Below are 25065 nucleotides of genomic sequence, written 5' to 3'. Positions count from 1 at the left end.
GCTGCCAGAGGTCTTCGGCCGAGGCGGTCCCGCCCGACGGTGGGCGAGCTGGACCCATCCCATGAGACGAGAATCCATCGGACCTCTCCCCCGCACCTCGGGGCCCCGCAAGGTCATCTGCGAGGCCACCGGTCGCAACTTCCGCCCGGGCGCCCGTCGCACCGGGCTCACCTTCGTGCTGGCGATGGTCGCAGCAGCGACGCTCGGAACGGGCTGCAAGGGCGGTGAGAGCAGCACCGCGAAGCCCGACGCGACGACGCCCGTGAAGGTAAAGCCGTCGGTCCATTTCGCTGGCGTGGTGGTCCGGCCCCTGCCGCAGACGCTGGACATCAGCGGGACGCTGGCAGCGGACGAGACGAGCGCCGTCGCGGCGCAGACCAGCGGCATCATCGTGCAGGTGATCGCGGACGTGGGCACGCGGGTGAAGAAGGGTGACCCGCTGGTCATCCTGGATCCGAAGAACGCACAGTTCCAGGCACAGGCCGCGCAGGCGGCCGTGAGCCAGGCACGCGCGCGTCTCGTGTTCGCGGACAAGGGCGGCGTGGATCTGAGCCAGGTTCCCGAGGTCAGGGCGGCGAAGGAGAACGCGGACCTCGCGAAGGCCGAGGCGGAGCGCGTGAAGAAGCTGTTCGAGCAAGGCGCGCTCTCGCAGTCGAGCTGGGACGAGGCGAGGACGCGCGCGGAATCGGCGGCGGCGCAGTACGACGCGGCGGTCGCCGGGGTCCACGCGACCACCGCGTCGCTGTCGTCGGCGCAGGCCCAGGCTGGGCTGGCCTCGAAGGCACTGAGCGACACGACCGTGCGCGCGCCCTTCGACGGCGCCGTGTCCGAGCGACAGGTGAGCGTCGGTGAGTTCGCGGGCGTGGGTCGGACGGTCATGATCGTCGTGAAAGACAACCCGCTGCGGCTCCAGATCGACGTTCCCGAGACGGGCGTCTCGTCGATCGAGATGGGCAAGCCGGTGGAGGTCACGGTGGCCGCCTACCCGGGCCAGGCCTTCCAGGGCGCGATCAAGCGAATCGGCGCGAGCCTCAAGGCGGCCTCGAGGACGCTGCCCGTGGAAGCCGAGTTCGACAACAGCGACGGCAAACTGCGGGCTGGCTTCTTCGCTCAGGGACGCATCACGCTCGGTGGCAATCCGAGCCCCGCCGTGCTCGTCCCGGAGGGGGCCATCGGCAGCTCCGGGTCCAGCTCACGGGTGTTCGTGCGCGCTGGCGATCGCGTGACCGAGCGGCTGGTGAAAGTCGGCCGCCGCCTGGACGGTCTGGTGGAAGTGATCGGTCCGCTGCGCGAGGGCGAAGAGGTCGCCGTCGACAAGTTGAATGAGCTCTCGGACGGCGCAGAGGTGGCGGCCGCGGGCGGTGCGCCCGAGGCGCCAGCCCCTGAGAAGGCACCCTGAGGAAGTACCATGCAGTGGCTCGCAGCAGTCTGTATCCGTAGGCCCGTCTTCGCGACGGTGATCGTGCTGGTCCTGACGGTCCTCGGCACCTTCTCCTACTTCGGGCTGGGCGTGGATCGCTTCCCGAAGGTCGACTTCCCGTTCGTCATCGTGAACACCACGCTGCCGGGATCGGCGCCGCAGGAGGTGGAACTCGAGATCTCCGACAAGATCGAGTCGGCGGTCAACACCATCAGCGGCATCGACGAGCTGAGGTCGTACTCGGTCGAGGGGTTGAGCCAGGTCATCGTCCAGTTCGCGCTGGAAAAGGATCCTGACGTCGCCGCCCAGGAGGTCCGCGAGAAGATCGATCTCGCGCTCGGCGATCTGCCGAAGGGCATCGACCCGCCGGTGGTCATGAAGATGGACCCGGACGCGGCGCCCGTGCTCACGCTGGCGATCTCGTCGAGCAAGGGCGACGTCCGCGCGGTCACCGAGTTCGCGGACAAGGTGGTCCGTCGTGAACTGGAGTCGTCGAGCGGCGTCGGTCAGGTGATGCTGATCGGCGGGCGCCTGCGGCAGATCAACATCTGGATCGATCCGGACAAGCTCCAGAAGTTCAACCTGAGCGCGGGCGCCGTGACGATGGCGCTCTCCGCGCAGAACATCGAGCTGCCCGCCGGCCGCATGGAGCAAGGCGAGCGGGCGCTCACGGTGCGAACGAGCGGTCGCGTTCAGTCCGTCGACCAGATGAAAGACATCATGGTCGCGATGCGCGACGGCTACGTCGTCCGCCTCGGCGACGTGGCCGAGGTGCAGGACGGGATGGCCGAGCCCGAGTCGGTCGGCTTCCGCGGGACCAGCCCGGCCGTGCTGCTCAACGTCCGGAAGCAGAGCGGCACCAACACCATCGACGTCGTGCGTGGTGTCAAGGAGCGCCTCGCGAACGTCGAGAAGCGGCTGCCCGAGGGCTACACCATCGAGATCGCCCGCGACCAGTCCGAGTTCGTCCAGAACTCGGTGAACGCGGTGAAGGAGCACCTCGTGCTCGGCGCGCTCTTCGCGGCGATCATCGTGTACCTCTTCCTCGCGAACGCGCGGAGCACGCTGATCTCGGCCATCGCCATCCCCACCAGCATCATCGCCACCTTCACCCTGATGAAGGTGGTCGGCTTCACGCTGAACGGGCTGACCTTGCTCGCGCTGACCCTCTCGGTCGGTATCGTCATCGACGACGCGATCGTCGTGCTCGAGAACATCTACCGCTGGATCGAGGAGAAGGGCATCTCGCCCTGGGAAGCGGCCTTCGGCGGCACCCAGGAAATCGGCCTCGCAGTGCTCGCGACCACGCTGTCGCTCATCGCGGTGTTCCTCCCCGTCGCGTTCATGACCGGCATCGTCGGCCGGTTCCTCAACTCGTTCGGCCTGACCATGGCGTTCGCCATCGCCGTCTCGCTGATCGTGAGCTTCACCCTGACCCCGATGCTCTCGGCGCGCTTCCTCAAGCGCCCGGCGCAGGGAGAAGGGCACGGCCAGCACGGCGCCAAGAAGTCGCCGTTCTACGGCCCCATCGAGCGCGTGTACATGGTCATGCTCCGCTGGAGCATGGCCCACCGCTGGGTCATCGTGGTGACCTGCGTCCTCGCGCTCTTCTCGATCCCGGTGCTCGGCAAGTTCGCGAACATCAACTTCATGCCCGTCGAGGACGAGTCCCAGTTCGGTGTCACCATGCGTGCCCCCGAAGGGACGAGCCTCGATCAGACGCGCATCATCGCGACGAGGATGGCGTCGGAGCTGGAGAAGATGCCGGGGGTGGCCTACGCGCTGACCACCATCGGTGACGATCAGCAGCTCACGCAGAACCTGGCGACCCTCTACGTGAAGCTCGTCCCCGCCAACCAGCGGAAGATGTCGCAAGAGCAGCTCATCGACGCCAGCCGGCGCGAGGTGCTGCCGAAGTTCGCTTCCGAGAACCTGCGCACCAGCGTCAGTCCGATCCCGGCGTTCGGCGGCGGCGCGCAGGCCCAGATCGCCTACATGGTGCAGGGCCCCGACATGCAGCGCCTCAGCGCGGTCACGCTGGAGCTGCTGGAGAGGCTCAAGAAAATCCCGGGCGTCGTCGATCCCGACACGACACTCCTGCCAGGCAGGCCGGAGATCCGGGCGCAGATCGACAGGAAGAAGGCGGCGGATCTCGGCGTCTCCGTGCTCGACGTGGCCTCCACGCTCCAGCTCCTGGTCGGCGGCTACAAGGTGTCGACCTACAACGAGGGCGGCGAGCAGTACGAGGTCTTTGCCCGCGCGCTACCGACCTACCGCGCCGACCAGGCGGGTCTGGCCAGGATGACGGTCCCCACCTCGAAGCTGGGCGCGGTGACCCTCGACAACGTGGTGAACTTCACCGAGGGGAGCGGCCCCTCCCGTATCGAGCGTTTCAACCGCCAGCGTCAGTTCATGCTGACCTGCAACCTCGAAGCGGGGAACTCGCAGCAGAAGGTCATCGACGCGCTGGACAAGGCGGTCGCGGAGATGAAGCTGCCGTCCGGCTACTCGGCCGGTCCGGTAGGCGCCTCGAAGGAGCTGGCCAGAGCGGCGCAGGGCTTCCTCCTCGCGTTCCTCCTGTCGTTCATCTTCATGTACCTGGTGCTCGCCGCGCAGTTCGAGTCGTGGCTGCACCCGATCACCATCCTGATCTCGCTGCCCCTCACGGTGCCATTCGCGATCATCTCGGTGATCATCTTCCGGCAGTCGCTGAACGTATTCTCGATGCTGGGCATCCTGGTGCTGTTCGGCGTGGTGAAGAAGAACTCGATCCTCCAGATCGATCACACCATCAAGCTGCGGGCATCCGGCATGTCACGGTACGACGCGATCATGGAGGCCAACCGCGACCGGCTCCGGCCGATCTTGATGACCACCGTCGCCTTCGTGGCCGGCATGATCCCGCTGGTGGTGTCGAGCGGCGCCGGCTCCGGCGCCAACCGCGCGACGGGCTTCGTGATCATCGGGGGGCAGACGCTCGCGCTGCTGCTCACCCTGCTGGCGACGCCGGTGACATACTCGCTGTTCGACGACCTCTCGAACAAACTGATGAAGCTCCTGCCCGCCTCCTGGCGTCAGAGCGAGGTCCCTCCGGAGCCGGTGTCGTCCGGGATGCACATGCACCCACCGCATCAGCCAGCCGGGGGCGAGGAGTGATCGGACGGCGGGAGGTCTGGTAGGCTCCCCGCCGTGACCGAGCCCTCTTCTTCGCGCGACCCCATCTTTTCCCTCAGTGACGAATTCGTCGATGCCTTCGCAGTGGCGTGTCCGGTGGACGCCTCGCTGGTGGGTGTCGCGTGCGACGCAGGCGCCTGGAACGACTGGAGCCCCGCCGGCGTCGCCGCCTGGGGGTCCACGCTCACGTCGTTTCGAGAGCGGCTCCATGCGCTGCCGCCCGTGGCGAGCAACCCCTGGGCGAGCCTCGCCCGGCGGGTGATGGCGAACTACCTGGACGAGCGCCTCGACGAGCAGGCGCACGGCGAGCACCTCGTCAACCTGAACAACATCGACTCGACGCTGCAGCACATGCGGATGGTGTTCGACATGATGGACACCTCGTCGGCCGCGGGCTGGGAAGCCGTGCTCCGGCGGCTGGAGACGGTCGATCGTGCCGCCAAGAGCTACCAGGCGTCTCTGGAGGAGGGGCGGAGATCGGGCAAGGTGGTGGCGAAGCGGCAGGTGCAAGCCGGCATCACCCAGGCGGAGCACCAGGCGGGGCCATCCTCGTTCTTCCTGACCTTGCTCTCGACGGCCGAGGCGGCGGAGAAAGCGACGCCAGGGAGCGTGTCGGTCGCGGTTCTGGAGCGGTTGCCTGCCGCGGTGGAGAACGCACGGCGGACCTTCGGAGAGCTCGCGCGCTACCTCGCAGAGACGTACCTGCCCGACGCGAGCGAGGTCGACGGGGTCGGAGAAGCGCGCTACCAGCGGGCTTCACGACGCTTTCTCGGCGCGAACATCGATCTGAGGGAGACCTATGCCTGGGGCTGGGCGGAGGTGCGGAGGATCGAGGCGGAGATGGCCGCGCTCGCCGAGCAGATCCAGCCGGGGGCGACGGTGCCAGAGGTGATCCGGATGCTGGAGCAGGATCCTGCACGCTGCGCTGGATCGCTGGACGAGTTTCTGGAGTTGATGCGAGAGCGCCAGGCCCGCGCGCTCGCCGATCTGGAAGGCGTCCACTTCGACGTACCGGAGCCGATCCGTCGGATCGAGGTGAAGCTGGCGCCGCCGGGTGGTGCGCTCGGTGCTTACTACTTGCCGCCGAGTGAAGGATTCAAGCGGCCGGGGACGATCTGGTACGCACCCGGCGAGGTGTGCCAGGTGCCGCTGTACGGGGAGATCAGCACCGCCTACCACGAAGGGTTTCCGGGGCACCATCTCCAGTGCGGGCTTCAGGTCTACTTCGAGGAGCAGCTCAGCCGGGTGCACCGCTTCCTGGTGATGTACTCGGGGTACGCAGAGGGCTGGGCTCTCTACGCAGAGCAGCTCATGGGCGAGCTCGGGTACTTCGAGAAGCCCGAGTATGTGCTGGGGATGCTGGCCGCAAAGCTGATGCGTGCGTACCGGGTGGTGATCGACATCGGCATGCACCTGGATCTGCCGATCCCGAAGGACGCACCGGCGCACGGGGGAGAGCGCTGGAGCTACGAGGCGGCGGTGGAGATGATGGAGGGCCGCGCGTTCATGGCCAGCGACCACGCGCGGAGCGAGGTGACGCGGTACCTGGGCTGGCCAGGGCAGGCGATCTCGTACAAGGTCGGGGAGCGCGTGATGCTGGAGCTGCGCGCGGAGATGCGGAGGCGACAGGCCGAGGCGTTCGATCTGAAGGCGTTCCACGGGAAGGTGCTGGGTGCGGGCTCCGTGGGGCTGGACCTGCTGCGTGAGCTGGTGCTGAACGAAGCCTGACCTCTCGGCGGGGGGGCAGCTCCCAGGGCGTGCAAACGGCCCTTTGAATTTGACGCGCTGGGCGGAAGGGGGACAGGATCTGCCGCGATGATGCGCGTCAGCGTGGGGGCTTCGTTCGCGGCGGTTCTTCTCGTGACGGCGGCTGCGGCTGCAGCGCCACGCCCCGGTGAAGACGGTACCGGGGGGGCTGCAGCGGCCGCGCAGCAGGGGGGAAAGGCGCCTGGTGCCACGCAGGCGCCCACGCAGGCGCCGCCAGCCGCGACCGGAACGCCGCAGGTGGGCAAGGCGCCTGATGCCGTCCAGGTGCGGCGGGCCGCAGCGGCGTTCGATGGGGGGGTGACGGCGCTCAAGGAGCGGCAGCCCGAGCTGGCAGCATCGCGCTTCGAGGAGGCGGATGAGGCCGTGCCAAACCCGCAGGCGCTGCGGCAAGCCATCCGCGCGCGGACGGAAGCGGGGCAGGGGTCGCGTGCGGCGACGCTCGCAGCGCTGGCGCAGCAGCGGTATCCGAGCGACGAGGGGACCCTCAAGCTCGTGAAGGAGGCGCTCGGGCGGTTTGCCCCGGCGCTCCACAAGGTGACGGTGACGTGCGCTCCAGCGTGCGTGCTGGCGGTGGGGACGCGAGCCATCCACGGGGAATCGTCGACGGGCTGGGTGGTCTACCTCGATCCACAGCCGTCGACCCTCAGCGCGAGCTTCCAGGGCGGTGGTAGCCGGCAGGTCGAGGTGGACGCCAAGGCGGGAGGGAGCAGTGAGATCGCGCTGTCCTCCGCGCAGAGCGAGCCAGCGGGAGGGGCGCACTCGGGAGCCGAAGAGGTGACGGGGGGGCCGGCAGGTCCATCTGCTGGGGCGGAGGCGCCGACCGCCGGTGCGCCAGCAGGAGCGGGAGAGAGCGTCGCGTCGGAGAGCGGTGGGGGGCTGCCGCGGTGGGTGTTCTTCGGGGGGGTGGCTGCAACGGCCGTGCTGGGCGGGGTGACGACCTGGAGCGGGATCGACACGATCAACAATCCAGGCTCGGAGGCGATCCGGCAAGGGTGTGCGGGCCAGGGGACGAGCTGTGCGCTGTACCAGGACGGACTCGCCAAGGAGCTGCGCACCAACGTGCTGATCGGCGTGACGGCCGGCGTCGGCGTGCTGACGGTGGTGTCCGCGTTTTTCACCGACTGGGGAGGCTCGAAGGGACGGGAGGCAGCCGGACGCCTGCGGGTGGAGCCCCTCATGGGGGCAACCGGTGAAGGAGGCTTCCTCGGGGCTCGGGGGACGTTCTAGTCTGCACGAAGGTCACCTGCTGCGAGGAGGGCTCCGTGCCCCAGGTCAAGCTTCTCGATCCCAGCGACGCGCGACGGCGGCTCGATCGCTACGAGCTGATCGGCGAGATCGCTTCCGGCGGGATGGCGAGTGTGTTCCTCGCCCGCCTCGCGGGTGTGGGCGGGTTCCAGCGCTTCATCGCGATCAAGCGGCTGCATCCGCACCTGGCGAATGAGCGTGAGTTCATCGACATGTTCCTCGATGAAGCGCGGCTCGCGGCAGGGATCCACAGCCCGCACGTGGTGCCCATCCTGGAGATCGGCACGACGGACGCCGGCTACTACCTGGTGATGGAGTACATCGAGGGCGACACGCTGGCGCGCGTGCTCGCTCGGTCCGCGAGCCGCGGGAACGCGCTGTCTCCTTCGGTGGTGGTGCGCATCATGCTGGACGCCCTGGTCGGCCTTCATGCGGCACACGAGCTTCTGGGGCCGGATGGGCGGCCGGTCTCGCTGGTGCATCGAGACTGCTCGCCGCAGAACATCCTGATCGGCGTGGATGGCTGCACGCGCTTGACCGATTTCGGCGTGGCGCGCGCGACGTCGCGGTTGTCGAGCACGCGACCCGATCGGATGAAAGGGAAACTGGCCTACATGTCACCCGAGCAGGCCGGGGGCGATGCGCTCGATCGGCGCTCCGATCTGTTCGCCATGGGGACGGTGCTCTGGGAGTCGCTGGCCGGGCGTCGCTTGTTCAAGGGAGACTCGGAAGGAGCGACGCTGACCCGGATCATGACCGAGCCGATCCCACGCCTGCGCGATGCGAATCCCGAGGCGGCCGCGGCGCTGGACGAGGTGTGCGCGCGGGCGCTGGAGCGGTATCCTGAGCCGCGCTTCCAGACGGCGGCCGAGATGGCAGAGGCGCTGGAGCGTGCGGCGAGCGAGTCGCTGCCCGAGGGGGTGGCGTCGCCACGACAGGTGGCCGCCGTGATGCAGGAGCTGCTCGGGCAGGAGATCGCTGCGCAGCGCGAGAGTGTGCGTGTATGGCTGCAGCACGAGTCGAGCGGGGCCGATCTGCAGCTTCGTTCGTGGGGAGAGAGCAGCGAGGGAGGGCGCAGCATCGGGACCCTGTCCGCTGGCTCCAGCTCGGTGTCGAAGATCATTCCGGTCGCGCTTCCCGACGAGCCACCGTCGGGGGCGAGGGAGCCGAGCATCACACCGGGGTCGATGGCGATGACCCGGCAGACGTCCGCCGTGCCGATGGTGGCGGCTCGACGCAAAGGGGGGCGGGGGTGGTTGGCCGGCATCGCCGTGACCGTGCTGGCGCTGGGGGGCAGTGGGGCGCTCTGGGCGGGCCTGGGGAGCTCGTCGACGCCGACCGCGGTGACGGAGACGGGGGCGTCCACGCCGGGGCATGCGGTGCCGCCTGCAGACGCCGCCGAGGCGGTCGTCCCAGCTGTGTTGCGGCCCCCATCGGAGAAGGGGAGCGCCGCGCTCCTGGGCGAGCCGGTCGGAGCGCCCTCTGCGGAGGCGCTCACGCCGCAAAGCATCGACCGCCCTGCGGAGGCGGTGCGAGGAGCGCCGAGCGCGCCTCCCATCAAGGCGGCGAGTCCAGCTCCAGCTCCAGTGCGTTCGAATCCGGTGGTGCCGGCGAAGAAGGCCGCGACGGAGGCGCCTCCGCCCCCGAGCGACATGGCGAACCCGTACCGCTGACGGGATGATGAAGAGGCGCTCGGTCAGGTCTCGACCGTGGAGCGCAAGAACCAGGTGTGCTTCTCGAAGGTGCCGATGATCCCGGTCAGGAGGTCGGAGGTGTCCACGTCGCCGAGCCGATCGACGATGGAGCGGGACGCATGGAGGCCCTCCAGGTACTTCTGGAACCTGTCGGCGAGCAGGCGCGCGTGGTCGAGGTCGCGGGTGGCGCTCTGGTCGTAGTCGGGGATCGTCGAGGTGCTGGCGACGTGGCGGGCGGTGGCGCGGATCTGGCCACCCAGCGTGACGGCACGTTCGGCGATGGCGTCGTTGAACTCCGCGAGACTGACGGCGAACGTCTCGAACAGGGGATGCAGAGCAGCAAAATGCGGACCCTTGATGTTCCAGTGGGCAACCTTGATCTGGCTGTGCAGGTCGAGGCCGTCGATGAGGCGCGCGTTCAGGGTCTCCACGATCTGGGAGCGCGCCTCGGCGGGCAGTGGACTGGGGCTGCGGTACATGTCGTCCTCCTGAAGGCTGATTTCCGGTGCGTGTTGCTTCCGTGCTTCGATGGGGAAGATGGCGCTGCGTCGGAGGCCTCGCCAATACCAGAAGCCAATCGTCGTGATAGGGTGAGCCTATCGTGCGCCACGCACCGCACCCGTTCACGCTACGGCAGTTGCAGTACGCGCTCGCGGTCGCCGAGACGCGCAACTTCCACCGGGCGGCGGCGCTCTGTCATGTGTCTCAGCCCTCGCTGAGCGCTCAGATCGCGCAGCTCGAAGAGATGCTGGGGGTGACTCTCTTCGAGCGGGATCGGAGACGGGTGGTGCCCACGGCGGCGGGAGAAGAGCTGCTCGGGCATGCGAGGCAGATCCTGCTGGCGGCCGACGCGCTGCTCGACATGGCCGTGCAGCTGGGAGAGCCGTTGGTGGGTAAGCTACGGATCGGGGTGATCCCCACGATGGCCCCTTACCTGCTGCCAGAGTTCGTCCCGGCGCTGCGGGTTCGCCATCCGGACCTCGGGGTGACCTGGATCGAAGAAAAGACGGCGGTCCTCCGGGGCCTCCTCGGGGCACGGGAGCTCGACGCGGCCTTGCTGGCGCTGGAGCCCGATCTGGGGGACATGGCGCAGGAGATCCTGGGGCGAGACCCGTTCGTCCTGGCCATGGCGAAAGGAGATCCGCTGGCGCAGAGGGACGGGCCTGTGGAGATCGAGGAGCTGTCCGGGGCGACGGTGCTGCTGCTGGAGGATGGTCACTGCTTCCGGGAGCAAGCCTTGCCATTTTGCGCGGAGGCCAGGGCAAAGGAGGCCGAGCTGCGGGCGACGAGCTTGCCCACGCTGGTGCAGATGACCGCTGCGGGGGCAGGGGTGACGCTCCTGCCGCTGCTGTCGCTGCCCACGGAGAACCGTCATGGCGATCTTGCCATCCGGACGCTCGTGGCACCGGCGCCAGGAAGGACGGTCGCGCTGCTGTGGCGGAGCAGCTCTCCTCGAGAGCGAAGTCTGCGGGCGCTCTCGGCGACGTTGAGAGAGGTTTACCAGGCGCTCGAACCGCGCCTCCAGGCCTGCCTGCCCAGGCGAAGTAAGGGCAAAGCGCTCGGGGGCGTGTAGACTGCACGTCGTGAGCCAGGTTGGTTCGAGTTCCCCGTACCCATCCGAAGCCGATCGCCCGGGCGCACCCGAACCAGGGGTTGGTGTCCAGGCGAGGCCGAGCGGATCCGACGTGTGCGTGATCTGTGGTCTGTGCTGTACGGGATTGTTGTTCGATATCGCGCCCTTGGAAGAGCCAGAGCTGCCGCTGGCGGAGCGCCTGCGGCTGCCGCTGATCCAGACTCCGGTGTACGACGCCTTCCGGTTGCCCTGTCCGCGACAGGACGGGGCCGTCTGCGGGGTGTACGCAACACGACCCAAGGTCTGCGGGACCTACGAGTGCGGGCTGCTCCAGCGGTACACAGGGGGTGAGGTGTCGCTCGGAGAAGCGCACGAGCGCGTGATGCGGGTACGCGAAATGACGGCCGCGCTGCGTCGTCAGGTCCCAGCCGGAGCGCGGGCGCGGCCGCTCTGGGACGACGCTCGGGCGTATCTGGACATGATGGACGATGGGCTCGTCCAGCCCGAGCGTCAGCGCGAGATCGAGACGCTGAAAGCCTCCCTGTCCGCGCTGCGTACGACCATCCGGCAGGATCTCGATCCCTGATGCAGCGCCGCGGCCTCTTCGAGGTCGTGGGCTGGGGAGGCGTGCGCTGGAGCTGGCGCTTCTTCACCGGATGGAATAGATCCCCCGGCCATGCTGTCCGAGACCCGCGACAAAATCGTCGACCTCAAAAGGCGCCATGATGCGCTAAGGGGGCATCTTTGACGTCCCTAAACTTGAAAGGATGCTCCAGGACCTGACCCAGACGACGCTTGCGTCCGGGTTCTGGAACGACAACGAGAAGGCCCAGGCCGTCCTCCGGAGGCGTGCGCAGGTAGAGTCCAAGCTCGAGCTGAGTCAGAAGCTCGGCCAGGAGATCGACGACCTGGCGGAGTACTTCGAGCTGGGTGCCAGCGAGGGGGACGAGAGTGTCCTCGCCGACGCAGCGAAGCAGGCGGAAGCGATCGATCTCCGGCTCCGCAAGGCGGAGGTGGAGCGGATGCTGTCCGGTCCAGCCGATCGTGGCAATGCCATCGTCAGCATCCATCCAGGAGCTGGTGGCACGGACGCGAAGGACTGGGCGTCGATGCTGATGCGCATGTACCTCCGCTTCTGTGAACGGCGCGGCTACAAGACCGAGATCCTGGACTTCCAGGAGGGTGACGAGGCCGGGATTGATGCGGTCACCTTCTCGGTGACTGGCGATTCGGCTTACGGCTACATGCGCTCCGAGAACGGGGTGCATCGGCTGGTGCGCATGAGCCCCTTCAACGCGGATCACACGCGCCAGACGGCGTTTGCTGCGGTGGAGGTCACGCCCGACACGGACGACGCCATCGACATCCAGGTGAACGAGAAAGACATCGAGATCACCACGATGCGTGCCGGTGGGAAGGGGGGACAGAACGTGAACAAGGTGGAGACCGCCGTGAGGCTCCGTCACCTCCCCACGGGGCTCAACATCGTCTGTCGTGCCGAGCGCAGCCAGCACCAGAACCGAGCGATGGCGATGAAGGTGCTGAAGGCGAAGCTCTACGAGATGGAGCTGGCCAAGCGTGACGCCGAGGTCGCTGCGATGAACGCGCTGAAGAGCGAGATCAAGTTCGGTAGCCAGATCCGCAACTACGTCCTCGCCCCTTACCGGCTGGTGAAGGACGTGCGTACAGGCACCGACGCGAGCAACGTGGAGGCGGTGCTCGATGGAGATCTCGACGGCTTCGTCGAGAGCTACTTGCTCGCTGCTGCAGGTGGGACACTTCGTAAGGGTGGTGGGACCGAGGAGGATGGTCTGTGAGTCGTGAGGGAGGCGGAAAGCCGGGTAACGAGGCCGAGGCGCATGCCGCCGAGGCTGCACTGATCGCTGCCCGGAAGGCCAAGGCCGCGCGGGTGCGCGAGCGGGGGGAGAACCCGTTCGCGAACGACGTCACCACCGGCGAGAAGCTGGTGGATCTCGCCGCCGTGCGGGCGCGCTTCGAGAGCGTCCGCGGCGAGGGGGGACGATACGATGCGACCTTGGTGGAGGCCGTCCCGTTCCGGGTCGCAGGGAGAATCCTCTTCCTGCGGTCCTTCGGCGGGGTGGTCTTCATCCGCCTCCGAGACCGGACGGGTGAGCTTCAGCTCTACTGCGAGCAGGGGACCCTGGACGGGTGGGATCGGCTGGATGATCTCGACCTGGGAGACCTGGTCGAGGCGCACGGCAAGGCGATGGCGACCAACAAGGGGGAGCTCTCGATCCGTGCCGAGGCGATCCGGATGCTGACGAAGGCATACCGGCCGCTCCCCACGAAGACGAGCTTCAAGGACGTCGAGTCCCGCTACCGCATGCGGTACGTGGATCTCGTCGCCAATCCGCCGGTGGCCTCGGTGTTCCGTGCCCGGACCGCCATCGTCTCAGGGCTCCGGGAGTTCTTCGACGAGCGGGACTTCCTGGAGGTAGAGACGCCGACGATGCACTCGATCATCGGGGGGGCGGCGGCTCGCCCCTTCCTGACGCATCACAACGCGCTCGATATGCAGCTTTTCATGCGCATCGCGCCGGAGCTGTACCTGAAGCGTCTGCTGGTGGGCGGCTTCGAGCGGGTGTACGAGATTGCGCGTTGCTATCGCAACGAGGGGCTGTCGACGCGGCACAACCCCGAATTCTCGATGCTGGAGTTCTACCAGGCATACGCCACGTACGAGACCTTGATGGATCTCACGGAGGCGATGCTGCGGCACGTGGACGCCAAGCTTGCTCACAAGATGCCAGCGGAGCACGCTGCATGGGCGGCGTCGCGGACGTGGTCCTTCGAGCGGTTCGTGCGCATTCCCATGTCGGAGGCGCTCGCGCGAGCGGCAGAGGCGGCGGGGCTGCCCGTCGACGTGACCCAGCGGGTGACGGCGGACGACGCTCCGATCAAGGAGTGGGCGAAGGCCTCCAAGGCGAAAGGGCGCGAGATCGACTGGGCGAATTTTAGGTCCGGCGCCAAGAAGTGCGAGACGCCAGGAGAGCGCATGTTCTGCGCGTACGAGTATCTGGCCGAGCCGTTCCTCACCCGGGACTACCGGAACCCCGACGGCACCAAGAGCGCGCCCGTGTTCATCATCGACTATCCGTTCGAGGTGTCGCCGCTGGCGAGGAAGAAGGACGCTGAGCCTTCCCTCGTCGATCGGTTCGAGCTGTTCATCGATGGTCGCGAGCTCTGCAACGCATTCAGCGAGCTCAACGATCCAGAGGACCAGGATGCGCGTTTCCGCGCCCAGGTCGAGAAAAAGGCGCGTGGGGCGGAAGAGACGATGGATTACGACGCGGACTACATCCGCGCGCTGGAGCACGGCATGCCGCCCGCCGCTGGCTTTGGTATGGGTGTCGATCGGCTGGTCATGCTCCTCACGGGTTCGTCGTCGATCAGGGACGTGATCCTCTTTCCCCTCCTGAGGCCCGAAGCGATTGGCGCCGCTCCCTAAACCCCTCTACATCGCCTTCGTCGCAGTCGTTCTGCTGGTGAGCGCGTTGCTCGTGCTCCGTGGCATCCGTCGCATGCGTCAGAGCCTGCCGCGGGCGATCTTCTGGTGGTTCGGCGGGCTGCTCGGCGGAGGGTTCCTCCTGCTCTCGAGCATGGCCTCGCGCCTTCCTGTTCCGCGTGGCTCGGCTCCTCCCGTGCTCCGGCACGAACTCATCCGAGGTGGTGCGCTCGTCTCGGGGACGGTGTTTCTGCTGATAGCGCTCGCTGCGCTGCTGCCAGTGATCCTCGACGCGCTGGAACGGCGGAGCTTCACATCCTATGTCGGCGCGCGGCATGTGCGGGCAACGAAGAGCGGCTTTCTGACGGTGATCTCCGTGCTGTCGATGGCGGGAGTGGGGGTCAGCTCGTGCGCGCTCTGCTCGGTGACGAGCATCATGGGTGGCTTCGGGGCTGATCTGAAGCGCAAGATTCTGAACAACAACGCCCACATCGTCGTGGAAGCACCGCGCTCGGGCGGTTTTGAAGACTGGGAAGAACGCCTCACCGAGCTTCGGGTCGCTCTCGGACCTGTGGGCGGCGCAGCGACGCCCATCGTGGCTGGTGATGCGATGGGTTCGAGTTCCTCGAACACAGCAGGTGCGCTGGTTCGCGGGATCGATCCGGAGACGATCGGTCAGGTCATCGACCTCAAAAACAACATTGAGGTCGGTCGCTTCGAGTATCTCACCGAGCCCGAACGACTTGTCGATTTGCCAGCCGATGAAGTCATCGGGCGAGGCCCAGGAGGAGAGCCGTATTTCAAAGGGCCTGATGTCCGCTTCAACAACGACGTAGACCCGACGGTGAAGGAGTTTCTGCGCAAGCAAGCTCGCGTCTATCCCTCGGTCATCATCGGTCGTGAGCTGGCGAAATCACTACACGTGCTCGTCGGCGAAGAAGTGACGCTGCTCTCGCCAATCGGGGAGCTCGGTCCGACGGGGGTGATGCCGAAATCCCGCAAATTTCGGGTAGCGGCGATCTTTTACAGTGGCATGTACGATTATGATGCCACACATGCGTATGTCTTGATGGGGGAGGCACAGAAGTTCTTCAGTCTGGGAGAGAAGATCTCTCGCATCGACATTCATGTGCCCGATCCCGAGCGTGTCGCAGAGATTCGACCTCTGGTGGACAAGGTAGCCGAAAGTTCTGGGCTGGTCGTGCGTGACTGGGTCGAGATGAACCGTAACCTCTTCAGCGCCTTGAAGCTGGAGAAGGTGGCGACCTTCGTGATTCTGTCGATCGCCATCGCCGTGGCGAGCTTTTGCATCGTCTGCACATTGCTTCTGATGGTCACGGAGAAGGGCAAGGAGATAGCGATTCTCAAAGCCCTGGGCGCCTCCGACGGAGCCGTGATGCGGATCTTCATGCTGGAAGGCGTGATCATCGGTGCCATCGGAACCATCTTCGGCGTCGGGACTGCGCTGGCCACCTGCCTCGGCCTGTCATGGTTTGGTGTCCGCCTCGATCCCAACGTTTATTACATTGACCGGCTGCCCGTGAATGTGAACGGCGTGGACTATGCGCTCGTCGCACTGGCAGCTCTCGTGATTTGCACGGTGGCGACGATCTACCCGGCGCGGGCGGCTTCGCGGCTCTCCCCGGTCGACGGCCTCCGCTACGAGTAGCCATGGGAACTCCGCTCGTCGTCGTCCAAGATCTCCGCAAGATGTTCGTTCACATGGGGCGCGAGCTCCATGTTCTTCGTGGCATCGATCTCACCATCGATCAGGGAGAGATCGTGGCCATGGTCGGCCAGTCGGGAGCAGGGAAGAGCACCTTCCTGCATTGCATCGGGACACTCGATCTCCCCACGAGTGGGAAGATCTCGCTGGGTGGTGAGGAGCTGACCAGCCTCTCCAGCTCGAAGCTGGCAGCGATCCGCAACCGCATGATCGGGTTCGTGTTTCAGTTCCATCACCTGTTGCCCGAATTCAATGCCCTCGAGAACGTGATGATGCCGGGCATGATCCAGGGACGGAGTCGGAAGGAACTGGAACCTTTGGCGAACTCGCTGCTGGCGGAGGTCGGGCTCGCTGAGCGGGCGTCTCATCGACCGGGTGAGCTGTCCGGTGGCGAGCAGCAACGCGTGGCGCTGGCCCGTGCGTTGGTCCTCTCTCCAAAGCTGATCCTGGCGGATGAGCCAACAGGGAATCTGGACACGAAGACGAGCGAGGCGATGCATCAGCTCTTCTTCGATGTGAACCGGAAGCACGGAACCACCATTGTGGTGGTCACACACAATATGGCATTTGCGGAGTCGATGCCTCGGGTCGTTCGGATGCGCGATGGACGAATCGAGGCCGACGAGCGTCGTGCCGACCAGCGTCCTGGAGCGAGTCAGGCTTCAGAACCTGAGTCCCCTGCTCGAGCTGCGCTCTCTGAAGATGGAGAGGGAACTGTCAGCGCTGTCCCGTCTTGAAGAGGGCGGCGATGGTGCCGTCGGCTGGTATCAGCCGTCGAGCCGTGTATCGATGATCTCCGCAGCACGTATCGCCATTGCCATGATGGTGAGCTGCGGGTTCACGCCAAGGGATGTTGGGACCGCGCTGCCATCGCAGACATACAGGTTGCTGACGTCGTGTGTTTGATGGTCCGGGCCAATACAGGAAGTCGCGGGGTCTAGCCCCATGCTGCAGGTTCCGAGCGGATGGTAAGCGGTGACCTCGAAATCGCCGGGCCGAATCCGAGCTGACCGGAGCTGCGCCAGGGCTTCAGGAGTGTTCACCTCATCATGACCCGCGATGAGTGGGAGGACTCGTCGGGCGCCGGCGGCTTGGAACACCTCGCTCAGGATCGTGAAGCCACGTTGCATCAGCTCGAGATCGCGGCGGTTCATGTTGTAGCGAATGAAGGGAGAGCCGCCGAGACCAGCTCGTACTTCACCTCGGCTCGTGTCCTTGATCATGAAGCCGAACGTGGCCAGGTAAGGATAGCGCTCCATCATTTCGGTGAATCGTTTCCCTGTCCAGGGGATGCCAATGGCCGCGATGTCGAGTGGAACTGAGCTGCCTTCGAACATCAGGCCGGCTTCGGCAAAGTGATCGATGGTGTACCCCTGAGGGATCCCGGTCCATTGCTCGATGCGTTCGTCGAACATGGCCATGACCTTGCTCGCGGGGTGGATGGAAAGGTTCTTGCCGAGCATCTTGCTGCTTCGACAGGCGCCGCTTCGCTGAAGCAGCAGGGGAGACAGCAAGGTGCCGCAGGCGACGACGACGGCTCGAGAGCGAACCGTCAGCCGAGGACGGCGGCCACCCGTGGAGTGCGGGTGGGGGCCGAGCAGGGTGGCTGTGACACCGCGCGCGCGGCCGCCAATGATGTCGATATGGTCGACATGAGCTGCCGTGACGAGCTGCGCCCCTTTGAGAAGGGCAGCTGGAACGTAGCTCACATCCGTCGAGCGCTTCGCCCCTGTCGGGCAACCGAAGCAGCAAACACCCTGTCCGTCACAGTCTGGAGCATTGCGCAGCAGGGGAGCGTGGTGGAGACCGAGGTGGTCTGCGCCGCGCTGGATGATCGGCGCGATGGCGCCCAAGTGGAGGGGGTTCGCTGGCGCGACCTGCAGCATCCTCTCCACGCGTTCGTAATAGGGGGCCATGCCCTTCGAGGAGAACTCTTCAGGCAGTCCGAGCTCTTCGCGCCATGACGCGAAGGTTGGTTCGGAGGCCCGATAGCAGGTACCCGAGTTGATCGCTGTACTTCCTCCGACGGCTTTTCCTGAGAAAATGGGAATCCCGAGGTTCCCGATGGATACCGTCATTCCTTGGTCACGGTAGAGAAGGCGGTGGGCGCGTGCAGCCCGAGCATTGAAAGCGGAGCGGCGATGGAAGTCGCCTTCTTCGAGCAAGAGGACCGCATGGCCCTTCGCCGCCAGCTCATGAGCGACAGGTGCTCCACCGGCGCCGCTACCGACCACAACGACGTCGCACTCGATGTCGAGGTCTTCGTCGACCTCCCGGCCATTCATCACCTGAGACAGCCAGCGAGGGTGCTCATCACGGATCGATGGCAGCTCGATTCGGCAACCAACATGCCGGAACATTTCGGCGCGTTCGTAGTGAAGTAGCTTCAACGGGATAAGGAGCGCGCGAAGCGCAGTGCGGAGAGCGGGGGAGCGGCGTTGCTCCCAGGTGGAGAGCAGGTTCATCCGCTGCTCGAGCGGCAATGCGGAGAAGGGGCGGAGGCGAGTCGCCATGGTGGCGAGCTCGACGCTCCAGAGCATGGCCCTGAAACCGCCCGCGATGTGCGTCGGGACGTCCGCCAGCCAGGCTGCCAGAGCCATCGCAGTCGGTGCGCCAGCTCCTGGGAGGATTTCGCCTGGGGGCATGGCCGCCTCGGCAATGGCTGCGACGATGCGGGTCTCTCTCTCGGTGAGGGTCCCCTCCTGTGCTCGTCGGGCCCGCTTGGTGCTGTCGGTATCGACAAGGGGATGGGAGCGCTCGGACTCGCCAGGGACCGTCTGGTTCGTTTCCAGCTGCATCGTCATGGGTTCACCGCATGATCTGTGAGTTATTGTCGTTCTGTATCTGTAGAATAATTGATGATCGAGTTGGTGGCACCCTTGTTCTTCAAAGAGATCAGTGTTGTGAGCTGGACGAAGTGGACGAGCGGACCTGCGCCGCTCTGGCCAAGCCGCATGAGGACGCACTCAGAATGGTCGCTGCTCTACGGGATTCGAGGAGCTCGGGCGCGTTTGCGCTCTCGTCCGGACGTGGACTTCCGGGGCGCTAGGCGGAGAACGCGGTGCGGGAGTGCGTCGCGTTTCAGAGGGTCATGGAATGGGGAGAATGACGACGGGCGCAGCGGGCTGGAGATGCAGGTGCTCCCATGCTTCCTTTGCAATGGCGAGCCCGCCCGCGCCATCTGCGCGATAGGCAGCCAGGACAGCGCGAAAATAAGGAGCCTCGGGTTGTTCGGTCGCGATGAGGGCCTGTCGGTCTGCCGGGGTGGGGGCAAAGGAATGCGTGACCCGGCCGTGTCGGGTCTCCTGGATCAGGGTGATCTCATCCATGCGGGCTGTGTAGTGTGGTCCACCGTCGAAGGGGTCCACGCGGTGGGCGTAGCGGAAGCCGATGCGACGTAGAAGCTTCTCGACACCTCGTGTCTGCATGCCCGTTTTGCCGATGACCCGCTGCGCATTCTCAGGAAGAAGTGAGGCGTAGATCGTTCCTTCGGGAAAGAGGCCCTTGATGAACTCCTTGTTTTTCTTCGAGAGACGATCTGCCTCCGCATAGCTGAGATCGACGAACTTGTGGCCGAGTGCCTCCCAGAGATGGCTGGTGCCGTCTGGTTCGAGCGGCGGAAGGAGTTCCGCCAAGATCTCGTCCTGAAAGAGATCCCGGTGCGCGGCGAGGTACAGAAAGCGCACGTACGAGATCATCGTGCCCAGCTTCTCGGGACGCTGCCGATAGGACGGCATGAGAACGAGTCCGCCAATCTCCGTGGGGCCATTGTACGAGTAGCCAATGCGCAGCACCGTGTGGTGATAATGCTTGTCGATGGTCGCGGAGTATCGTTCCTCATCAAGGACATCAAAGTAGATGTATGGAGCATCGCGCCGCCCGAGCTGAGAGATCAGCATGGAGGTGCCGATGATCGTCCCACCAGGGGGTGTCCCTTCGCTGACGTCGACGAGCACGAACACATACTGTCGAAGTCGGGGGTTCTCGATGGCCCCGCTGTAGCTCCGGTGGCTCATCTCCACAATTTCGTGGATAGCGTCCCGATCGTTCGGGAGGTTGACCGAGTTCAGGTGGCGTGCGACCGCGAGCAACTGCTCCTCGTCACCCGGGATGGCTGCCCGTATCTCAAACGAGATCATGCGGTCGCAGCCTACGCGTGCGGCTAGCGCTTGGCCACGCTTCGAACATCTTCGAGAAAGATGCGTCGATGCTCCTCAGGGGCAACATGCGCTCGTCCAGTGTTCTCCCATGTCACGGCGGACGCATCCACCCGCACGGATCATGGGGTTGCGGCCATGAAATGTGCCCCCCTTGAACTGGTAAGCGGTGGGAGTGCCTGGGTAGTGCCTTTTGCAGTCGTCATCGTGGGTAGGTGTACGCACTCTGACAACGGTGTCTGTTTCTTGGGTAGCGGCTTCGGCCAGAGAGGGGAGGGCGCCTTTCGGGAGATCGTTTCCTCGAGTCTTGGTCTGGGTGGATCGTTGTTCATTCCGGGGACCAACATAGGAAGCTGGCATCAGATGGGGAGCCGCGATGAGGGCGCAGCGCTCGCCCGTCCACTCCATGCCTGGTTCACACGTGGGGATACCGCTGACGCGCTCGCAGCTGGGGGGGCCTTCAGCGTCGTGACTTGGGCGGTGCTCCGTGCTGGCGGGACATCGAACAGGGGAGATGGTGCGGGCGCAGCGCATGCCAAGGGAGGCACTCCACTCATGCGCTTGATAGCGGTTCCGTAGCGCATTTCGGAGCCACTTGGGAAAACGACGACTGAAGCTGCCGCCGCGGTAGACACGGTGGGTCCCGGAGGTGTGTTCGTTGGGGTATGCGCCGAACCAGGTCGATGTCCACTCCCAGACATTCCCGGACATGTCGAGGAGACCGAAGGCGCCCTCGGGAAAGCTGCCTACGGGGCAAGTACCCGGGTGATTGTAGCAGGCGCGCTGACTGTCCGGCGGCTCGTCTCCCCAAGAGAAACGTCGGAGTTCAGAGCCTCCGCGTGCCGCATACTCCCACTCGCGCTCACTTGGCAGGCGCTTACCCACGAAGCGGCAGTAGGCTTCGGCCTGAGAGAAGTCGACGCAGTTGGCAGGATGATCGCCCCTTCCACTGGTGGGGCCATTGCACAGAAAGCTGGAGCCCAGCATGGGCGTGCAGCCGCCCGCCTGGACACAGGCATCGTACGCGCTCGCCGTTACCTCGGTTCGATCGAGAAAAAAGGCGCCGACACCGACCTCGTGCATCGGACGCTCTTCTGGGCATCCTTCGGAAATGCGTGAGCCCATGAGGAACATCCCCTCTTTGACTTCCACCATGTCGGGAGGGGTTGAGGCGTGAGCGGGGAGAGAGCGTAGCTCTTTCTCTTCAATGAGAGCAGGTATGAATGGCGCTGTAAGAGGGACAGCCGAGACGCCGTCGGGCAGCTGCTCATGACAACAGGTGAGCAGGAGCATCAACAAGGTGACGATGGACAGGCCCCCATCCGGAGCTACATCGTGCAGATGATGGCTTTGGGATGGCTGAGGCTGCCGCATCAGTCGACGAGCTGCGTTCTCAAAGCCTCGTCCATCGCACCGAGTGGCGCCTGCTGCCCGGTGTAGAGACGGAACTGCTCTGCGGCCTGATGAAGTAGCATGCGCCCGCCATGGATCGCTGTGGCTCCGCGTCGGTGAGCTGCCTTGAAGAGCTCGGTACTCAGAGGGTTGTAAACGATGTCCATGACGACTCGCCCAGCATTCAGCACATCTTCTGGAACAGGGCTTCTTGCGTCGACATTGTTCATGCCCAGCGAAGTGGCATTGACAATTACTTCGTAATCGTTCTGAAAGACGTCGAGGAGGGGAGCTGCAGTGCAGCCGAACTCCGCTGCGAGCTGCTCGGCTTTGGAAGCATCGCGGTTCGCGATCGTGAGTTCGGCCCCGCGTTCGCAGAGGCCGAAGGCGATCGCCCGTGCGGCACCGCCCGCGCCGAGCAGGAGCACGCGACGGCTCCGAAGAGAGGTGGCCTCCTCGAGGGCGAGCACTGCACCGCGCCAGTCCGTGTTGTGGCCGATGAGTCGTCCATTCTCGTTGACCACTGTATTCACTGCACCGATGCGCGAGGCCATCGGTTCGATCTCGTCGAGCAACGGGATGACGGCCTGTTTGAAGGGCATGGAGATGCCGAGCCCTCGGATCCCCAGGGCTCGCATGCCTCGCATGGCGTCCGCAAGATTTGTCACTTTGAACGGAAAATAGGTGAATGGCAGGCCAAGCGCACGGTAGCCAGCGTGATGCATGACCGCGCCCGTTGGAACAGGGTGGAGTGAAAGGGAGCCGCAGATAGAAAGTGGCCTGGAGAGATTTGCCGTCGAGGGCGTGAGAGCAGCAGGCGAGAGGGGCTCAGCCATGGTGTACAGGCTGGCCTAGGTACTCGGAGGATGCTACTCAGGGTAATCCCGATGTTCAAACACGGTGGCCCCGGTCAAGCTGATGAGCTGACTGAAATTGCTGGAGCGGTGTCCTCCAGCGCTTCCGAGGTTGCCCCCGTGGAACTCACGGTTCGGCTCGGCGTCGGTGATCGGATCCGTCAGTGGCTTCCCGGCCTGCGCTGGATAGCGACCCGCGCGATCCTGCTGGCCATGGCACTCACGCTTTTGCGCACGACTGTGGCGGATCAATACCACGTCCCTACGAGTTCGATGTGGCCGACCATCGCTCCGGGCGATCGCATCTTCGTGTACAAACTGTCGTATGGTCTGAGGCTGCCTTTCACGAGCCGGTACCTTCTGGAAGGCGAAGGGCCTCGTTCTGGCGACGTGGTGGTGTTTTCGGATCCGCGCGGTGGAGCAGTACCCTTGGTCAAGAGGGTCGTCGCTGTTGCTGGGCAGACTGTAGCCGTGCAATCAGGCGTGTTGCTGATCGACGGTGCTCCACAGACGCTGGAGGTGCTGGGAGATGGTCAACTTCTGGAGCATCTCGGACCTCTGGCGCATGCCGCGGGTTCGGTGGACCTTGCTGCGTTCGGTCCCGTGGTGGTTCCACCCGAGCATGTGTTCATGATGGGTGACAACCGCGCTGCCTCCCTCGATAGCCGCGAGATCGGTCCAGTTCCAAGGCACCTGGTTCGGGGGAGGGTGGTCGGAGTGTTGTACCACCACCGTGAAGGCGCCGGGCTGGACGCTGGTCGCTTGTTGCAAGCCATCGACGCGCGCCCTGAGCGGGGCGCTGTTCGAGGTGCCTCGCTTCCTTCTGCAGCAGCGCACTAGCGGGTAAAGCACGCAGGAGGCGTTCAAAACGAAGCCTCTGATCGTCCAGGGTGCCGATAGGTGGAGTAGCATGCTCCAATGAGCGGCTCGGCTACCGAGAAGACATATGAAATGCTCTGGGACTGCAGATACTGCGGCCAGAAAAAACTCCTAGGACTGACCCATCGCTTCTGCGCCAGTTGTGGAGCTCCGCAGGATGCTGCCGCGCGGTACTTCCCTTCCGAGCAGGAGAAGGTCGCCGTGGAGGAACATCAGCACGTGGGTGTAGACCTTCGCTGCCCTGCCTGCTCGGCGTGGAATAGTCGTCGCTCCAATTGCTGCACTCACTGCGGCGGGCCTCTTACTGCTGCGCAAGAAGCGCGAATGCGCGCGGACCAAGTTCGCCACGAGGGCCAAGTGTTTGGCATCGAGAGCGTTCAGGATGCGCGTCGTGAGTTTGGAGCGACAGCTCCTCCGCGCGGAGCACAACCGAAGAAGAAGGCATTCTCTGTCGTCGTTGCACTGGCTGTCGTGCTGGGCCTCGGCGCCCTGGGCTTCGCTTGTGCATTCCTCTTCTGGACGAAGCCAGCGAGCTTCAAGGTTGTCGGGCATGCGTGGGAACGTCGTGTCGAGATCGAGACCTTCGGTCCTGTTCGCAAATCTGGATGGTGCGACGAGTTGCCAGGGGGGGTGAAGGAGATCAGTCGACGGAGGGAGACTCGATCGACGAAGCAAGTTCAAGCGGGGGAAGAGTGCAGTACCCGGCGAAAAGACCAGGGGGATGGCACATTCAAAGAGAGCCGTGAGTGCAAGCCGAAGTTCCGTGATGAGCCTGTGATGGGGGAACGATGCGAGTATGAGATGAATGCATGGGCCGCCAAGGATGTGGTGACGGCTAGCGGTTCAGTGCTCGAGGATACTCCCGTATGGCCAAAGGTCACTTTGAAGCGTCCCGGAACATGTGTCGGTTGCGATAGAGAGGGGAAACGGAGCGAAAGGTACGAGGTGAAGCTCGTCGATTCGAGCTCGGCCAAAGTACAGACCTGTGAGTTCGAACAAAGCAAGTGGTCGAGCTTCGCGGGGGGGTCTGAGTGGGTGGGGAAGGTTGGCGTCTTGAGCAACGGCGTCGACTGCGACTCACTCGGACCGCGGTAGGAGTGAGAGCATGCCTTGTGGACATGAGGGGGAGAACCGATCAACCCTCATGGCATGATGAATCGTGGTGCTCTTGTACTCTCGATCGTGATCGGGGGAGCGGCGCTCCCGCTCGGGTGTGGAGGGTCGAATCCGCCACCTCCAACGGATGTGGGAGAGCGGCAACCAAGTGACGAGACTCCGCGCGTCGAGCAAAGCGAGGGCGAGGCGTCGCAAGAGGTAGAGACGCCTCCGTCGGCCAAGCCTGCGGTAGACGACACGATCCCCGACGATTACGCCTTGTCGCGTGGGGACTGCGCGCAACTGGGCAAACAGCTGGCCGCATTGACACACTCAGACCAGGTCGCGCAGCTGAGTAGTAAACTGACTTCGGCACAGCGGGGACAGGCAGAGAAGAACATCGCTGATGTTGCGGCCCGCATGAGCGATAAGTGGATCGCAGGTTGCGAAGATGCCCTCGTCGGAAAGATCGTCGAGCGCAAGTCGATCGCTTGCGCCTTGGCAGCGACGACCGTGCTGGCGTTCGATAAGTGCTTGAACGTGGAGCCGAATCCTGGGCAGTGAGGATCTCGACCGAGGAAACTCTGACAAGAGGTGACGGCGATCAAGGGATAGTTTAGGAT

Annotated in this window: 18 protein-coding genes; 13 read left to right on the top strand and 5 right to left on the bottom strand. The window is 65.0% G+C overall.

All coding sequences use genetic code 11. The features are described from left to right. Positions 1-61: 61 nt before the first annotated feature. The 5 genes from CMC5_RS32215 to CMC5_RS32195 all read left to right on the top strand — a co-directional run bounded on the left by CMC5_RS32215 (position 62) and on the right by CMC5_RS32195 (position 9279). Positions 62-1399 carry an efflux RND transporter periplasmic adaptor subunit gene (locus CMC5_RS32215; RefSeq protein ID WP_245677895.1) on the top strand — a complete coding sequence of 446 codons (1338 nt, stop codon included), beginning with the start codon at positions 62-64 and terminating at the stop codon, positions 1397-1399. 9 nt (positions 1400-1408) lie between these two features. Further along, positions 1409-4576 carry an efflux RND transporter permease subunit gene (locus CMC5_RS32210; protein WP_082362984.1) on the top strand — a complete coding sequence of 1056 codons (3168 nt, stop codon included), beginning with the start codon at positions 1409-1411 and terminating at the stop codon, positions 4574-4576. Positions 4577-4609: 33 nt separating this feature from the next. Continuing rightward, entirely contained in the window at positions 4610-6322 is a 1713-nt protein-coding gene (locus tag CMC5_RS32205; RefSeq protein ID WP_050433991.1) for a DUF885 domain-containing protein, read from the top strand. Positions 6323-6409: 87 nt separating this feature from the next. After that, entirely contained in the window at positions 6410-7588 is a 1179-nt protein-coding gene (locus CMC5_RS32200; protein ID WP_050433990.1) for a hypothetical protein, read from the top strand. A 35-nt stretch (positions 7589-7623) separates the two neighbouring features. Beyond that, positions 7624-9279 (top strand): serine/threonine protein kinase, encoded by a 1656-nt coding sequence (locus CMC5_RS32195; RefSeq protein ID WP_050433989.1) that lies wholly within the window; start codon positions 7624-7626, stop codon positions 9277-9279. Between the two features lie 23 nt (positions 9280-9302). On the opposite strand, the gene dps is transcribed toward CMC5_RS32195, so the two are convergent. Further along, positions 9303-9779 carry a DNA starvation/stationary phase protection protein Dps gene (gene dps, locus CMC5_RS32190; protein WP_050433988.1) on the bottom strand — a complete coding sequence of 159 codons (477 nt, stop codon included), beginning with the start codon at positions 9777-9779 and terminating at the stop codon, positions 9303-9305. Positions 9780-9901: 122 nt separating this feature from the next. Between dps and CMC5_RS32185 the strand changes: the two genes are divergently transcribed. The 6 genes from CMC5_RS32185 (at position 9902) to CMC5_RS32160 (ending at position 16802) form a co-directional block, all read left to right on the top strand. Beyond that, positions 9902-10873 (top strand): LysR substrate-binding domain-containing protein, encoded by a 972-nt coding sequence (locus tag CMC5_RS32185; protein ID WP_156339021.1) that lies wholly within the window; start codon positions 9902-9904, stop codon positions 10871-10873. A gap of 112 nt (positions 10874-10985) precedes the next feature. After that, entirely contained in the window at positions 10986-11459 is a 474-nt protein-coding gene (locus CMC5_RS32180) for a zinc/iron-chelating domain-containing protein (RefSeq protein WP_050433986.1), read from the top strand. Positions 11460-11549: 90 nt separating this feature from the next. After that, a protein-coding gene (gene prfB, locus CMC5_RS32175; RefSeq protein WP_179955490.1) for a peptide chain release factor 2 occupies positions 11550-12690 on the top strand; the annotation gives its coding sequence in 2 pieces (ribosomal slippage) (positions 11550-11618 and positions 11620-12690; 1140 coding nt in all). Beyond that, positions 12687-14342 (top strand): lysine--tRNA ligase, encoded by a 1656-nt coding sequence (lysS, locus tag CMC5_RS32170; RefSeq protein WP_050433984.1) that lies wholly within the window; start codon positions 12687-12689, stop codon positions 14340-14342. Before prfB ends, lysS begins: the two co-directional genes overlap by 4 nt. Then, the gene (locus tag CMC5_RS32165; RefSeq protein ID WP_245677888.1) at positions 14326-16008 is read left to right on the top strand and encodes an ABC transporter permease; all 1683 of its coding nucleotides are present in this window, start codon (positions 14326-14328) and stop codon (positions 16006-16008) included. Before lysS ends, CMC5_RS32165 begins: the two co-directional genes overlap by 17 nt. A gap of 2 nt (positions 16009-16010) precedes the next feature. Next, complete coding sequence (locus tag CMC5_RS32160; RefSeq protein ID WP_082362983.1) at positions 16011-16802, top strand: ABC transporter ATP-binding protein; 792 nt, start codon at positions 16011-16013, stop codon at positions 16800-16802. Positions 16803-16832: 30 nt separating this feature from the next. Here the strand turns inward: CMC5_RS32160 and CMC5_RS32155 are convergent, their stop codons facing one another. The 4 genes from CMC5_RS32155 to CMC5_RS32140 all read right to left on the bottom strand — a co-directional run bounded on the left by CMC5_RS32155 (position 16833) and on the right by CMC5_RS32140 (position 22339). Then, on the bottom strand, positions 16833-18869 hold the full coding sequence (locus CMC5_RS32155; protein WP_050433982.1) for an FAD-dependent oxidoreductase: 2037 nt from the start codon (positions 18867-18869) through the stop codon (positions 16833-16835). Positions 18870-19154: 285 nt separating this feature from the next. Then, positions 19155-20204 (bottom strand): arginine N-succinyltransferase, encoded by a 1050-nt coding sequence (locus tag CMC5_RS32150; protein WP_050433981.1) that lies wholly within the window; start codon positions 20202-20204, stop codon positions 19155-19157. Positions 20205-20279: 75 nt separating this feature from the next. After that, positions 20280-21377 (bottom strand): formylglycine-generating enzyme family protein, encoded by a 1098-nt coding sequence (locus CMC5_RS49280; RefSeq protein ID WP_218920107.1) that lies wholly within the window; start codon positions 21375-21377, stop codon positions 20280-20282. Positions 21378-21595: 218 nt separating this feature from the next. Then, positions 21596-22339 (bottom strand): shikimate dehydrogenase, encoded by a 744-nt coding sequence (locus CMC5_RS32140; protein ID WP_050433979.1) that lies wholly within the window; start codon positions 22337-22339, stop codon positions 21596-21598. Positions 22340-22588: 249 nt separating this feature from the next. Here CMC5_RS32140 and lepB point away from each other — a divergent pair, with 249 nt between their 5' ends. Both lepB and CMC5_RS45230 read left to right on the top strand, forming a co-directional pair. Then, the gene (gene lepB, locus CMC5_RS43435; RefSeq protein ID WP_245677886.1) at positions 22589-23308 is read left to right on the top strand and encodes a signal peptidase I; all 720 of its coding nucleotides are present in this window, start codon (positions 22589-22591) and stop codon (positions 23306-23308) included. A 1188-nt stretch (positions 23309-24496) separates the two neighbouring features. Then, the gene (locus CMC5_RS45230) at positions 24497-25006 is read left to right on the top strand and encodes a hypothetical protein (RefSeq protein WP_156339019.1); all 510 of its coding nucleotides are present in this window, start codon (positions 24497-24499) and stop codon (positions 25004-25006) included. Positions 25007-25065: the final 59 nt, after the last annotated feature.

The sequence above is a fragment of the Chondromyces crocatus genome (assembly GCF_001189295.1).
In the GTDB taxonomy this organism is placed as follows: domain Bacteria; phylum Myxococcota_A; class Polyangia; order Polyangiales; family Polyangiaceae; genus Chondromyces; species Chondromyces crocatus.
This window is presented reverse-complemented; position numbering and strand designations above follow the sequence as displayed.

What these genes read in the sequence shown, in the direction of transcription:
- CMC5_RS32160 (WP_082362983.1), top strand. Translation starts at nt 16,011, where the DNA reads ATGGGAACTCCGCTCGTCGTCGTCCAAGATCTCCGCAAGATGTTCGTT.
- CMC5_RS32155 (WP_050433982.1), bottom strand. Translation starts at nt 18,869, where the DNA reads ATGACGATGCAGCTGGAAACGAACCAGACGGTCCCTGGCGAGTCCGAG.
- CMC5_RS32200 (WP_050433990.1), top strand. Translation starts at nt 6,410, where the DNA reads ATGATGCGCGTCAGCGTGGGGGCTTCGTTCGCGGCGGTTCTTCTCGTG.
- dps (WP_050433988.1), bottom strand. Translation starts at nt 9,779, where the DNA reads ATGTACCGCAGCCCCAGTCCACTGCCCGCCGAGGCGCGCTCCCAGATC.
- CMC5_RS32210 (WP_082362984.1), top strand. Translation starts at nt 1,409, where the DNA reads ATGCAGTGGCTCGCAGCAGTCTGTATCCGTAGGCCCGTCTTCGCGACG.
- CMC5_RS32215 (WP_245677895.1), top strand. Translation starts at nt 62, where the DNA reads ATGAGACGAGAATCCATCGGACCTCTCCCCCGCACCTCGGGGCCCCGC.
- CMC5_RS32150 (WP_050433981.1), bottom strand. Translation starts at nt 20,204, where the DNA reads ATGATCTCGTTTGAGATACGGGCAGCCATCCCGGGTGACGAGGAGCAG.
- CMC5_RS45230 (WP_156339019.1), top strand. Translation starts at nt 24,497, where the DNA reads ATGATGAATCGTGGTGCTCTTGTACTCTCGATCGTGATCGGGGGAGCG.
- CMC5_RS49280 (WP_218920107.1), bottom strand. Translation starts at nt 21,377, where the DNA reads ATGGTGGAAGTCAAAGAGGGGATGTTCCTCATGGGCTCACGCATTTCC.
- CMC5_RS32140 (WP_050433979.1), bottom strand. Translation starts at nt 22,339, where the DNA reads ATGCATCACGCTGGCTACCGTGCGCTTGGCCTGCCATTCACCTATTTT.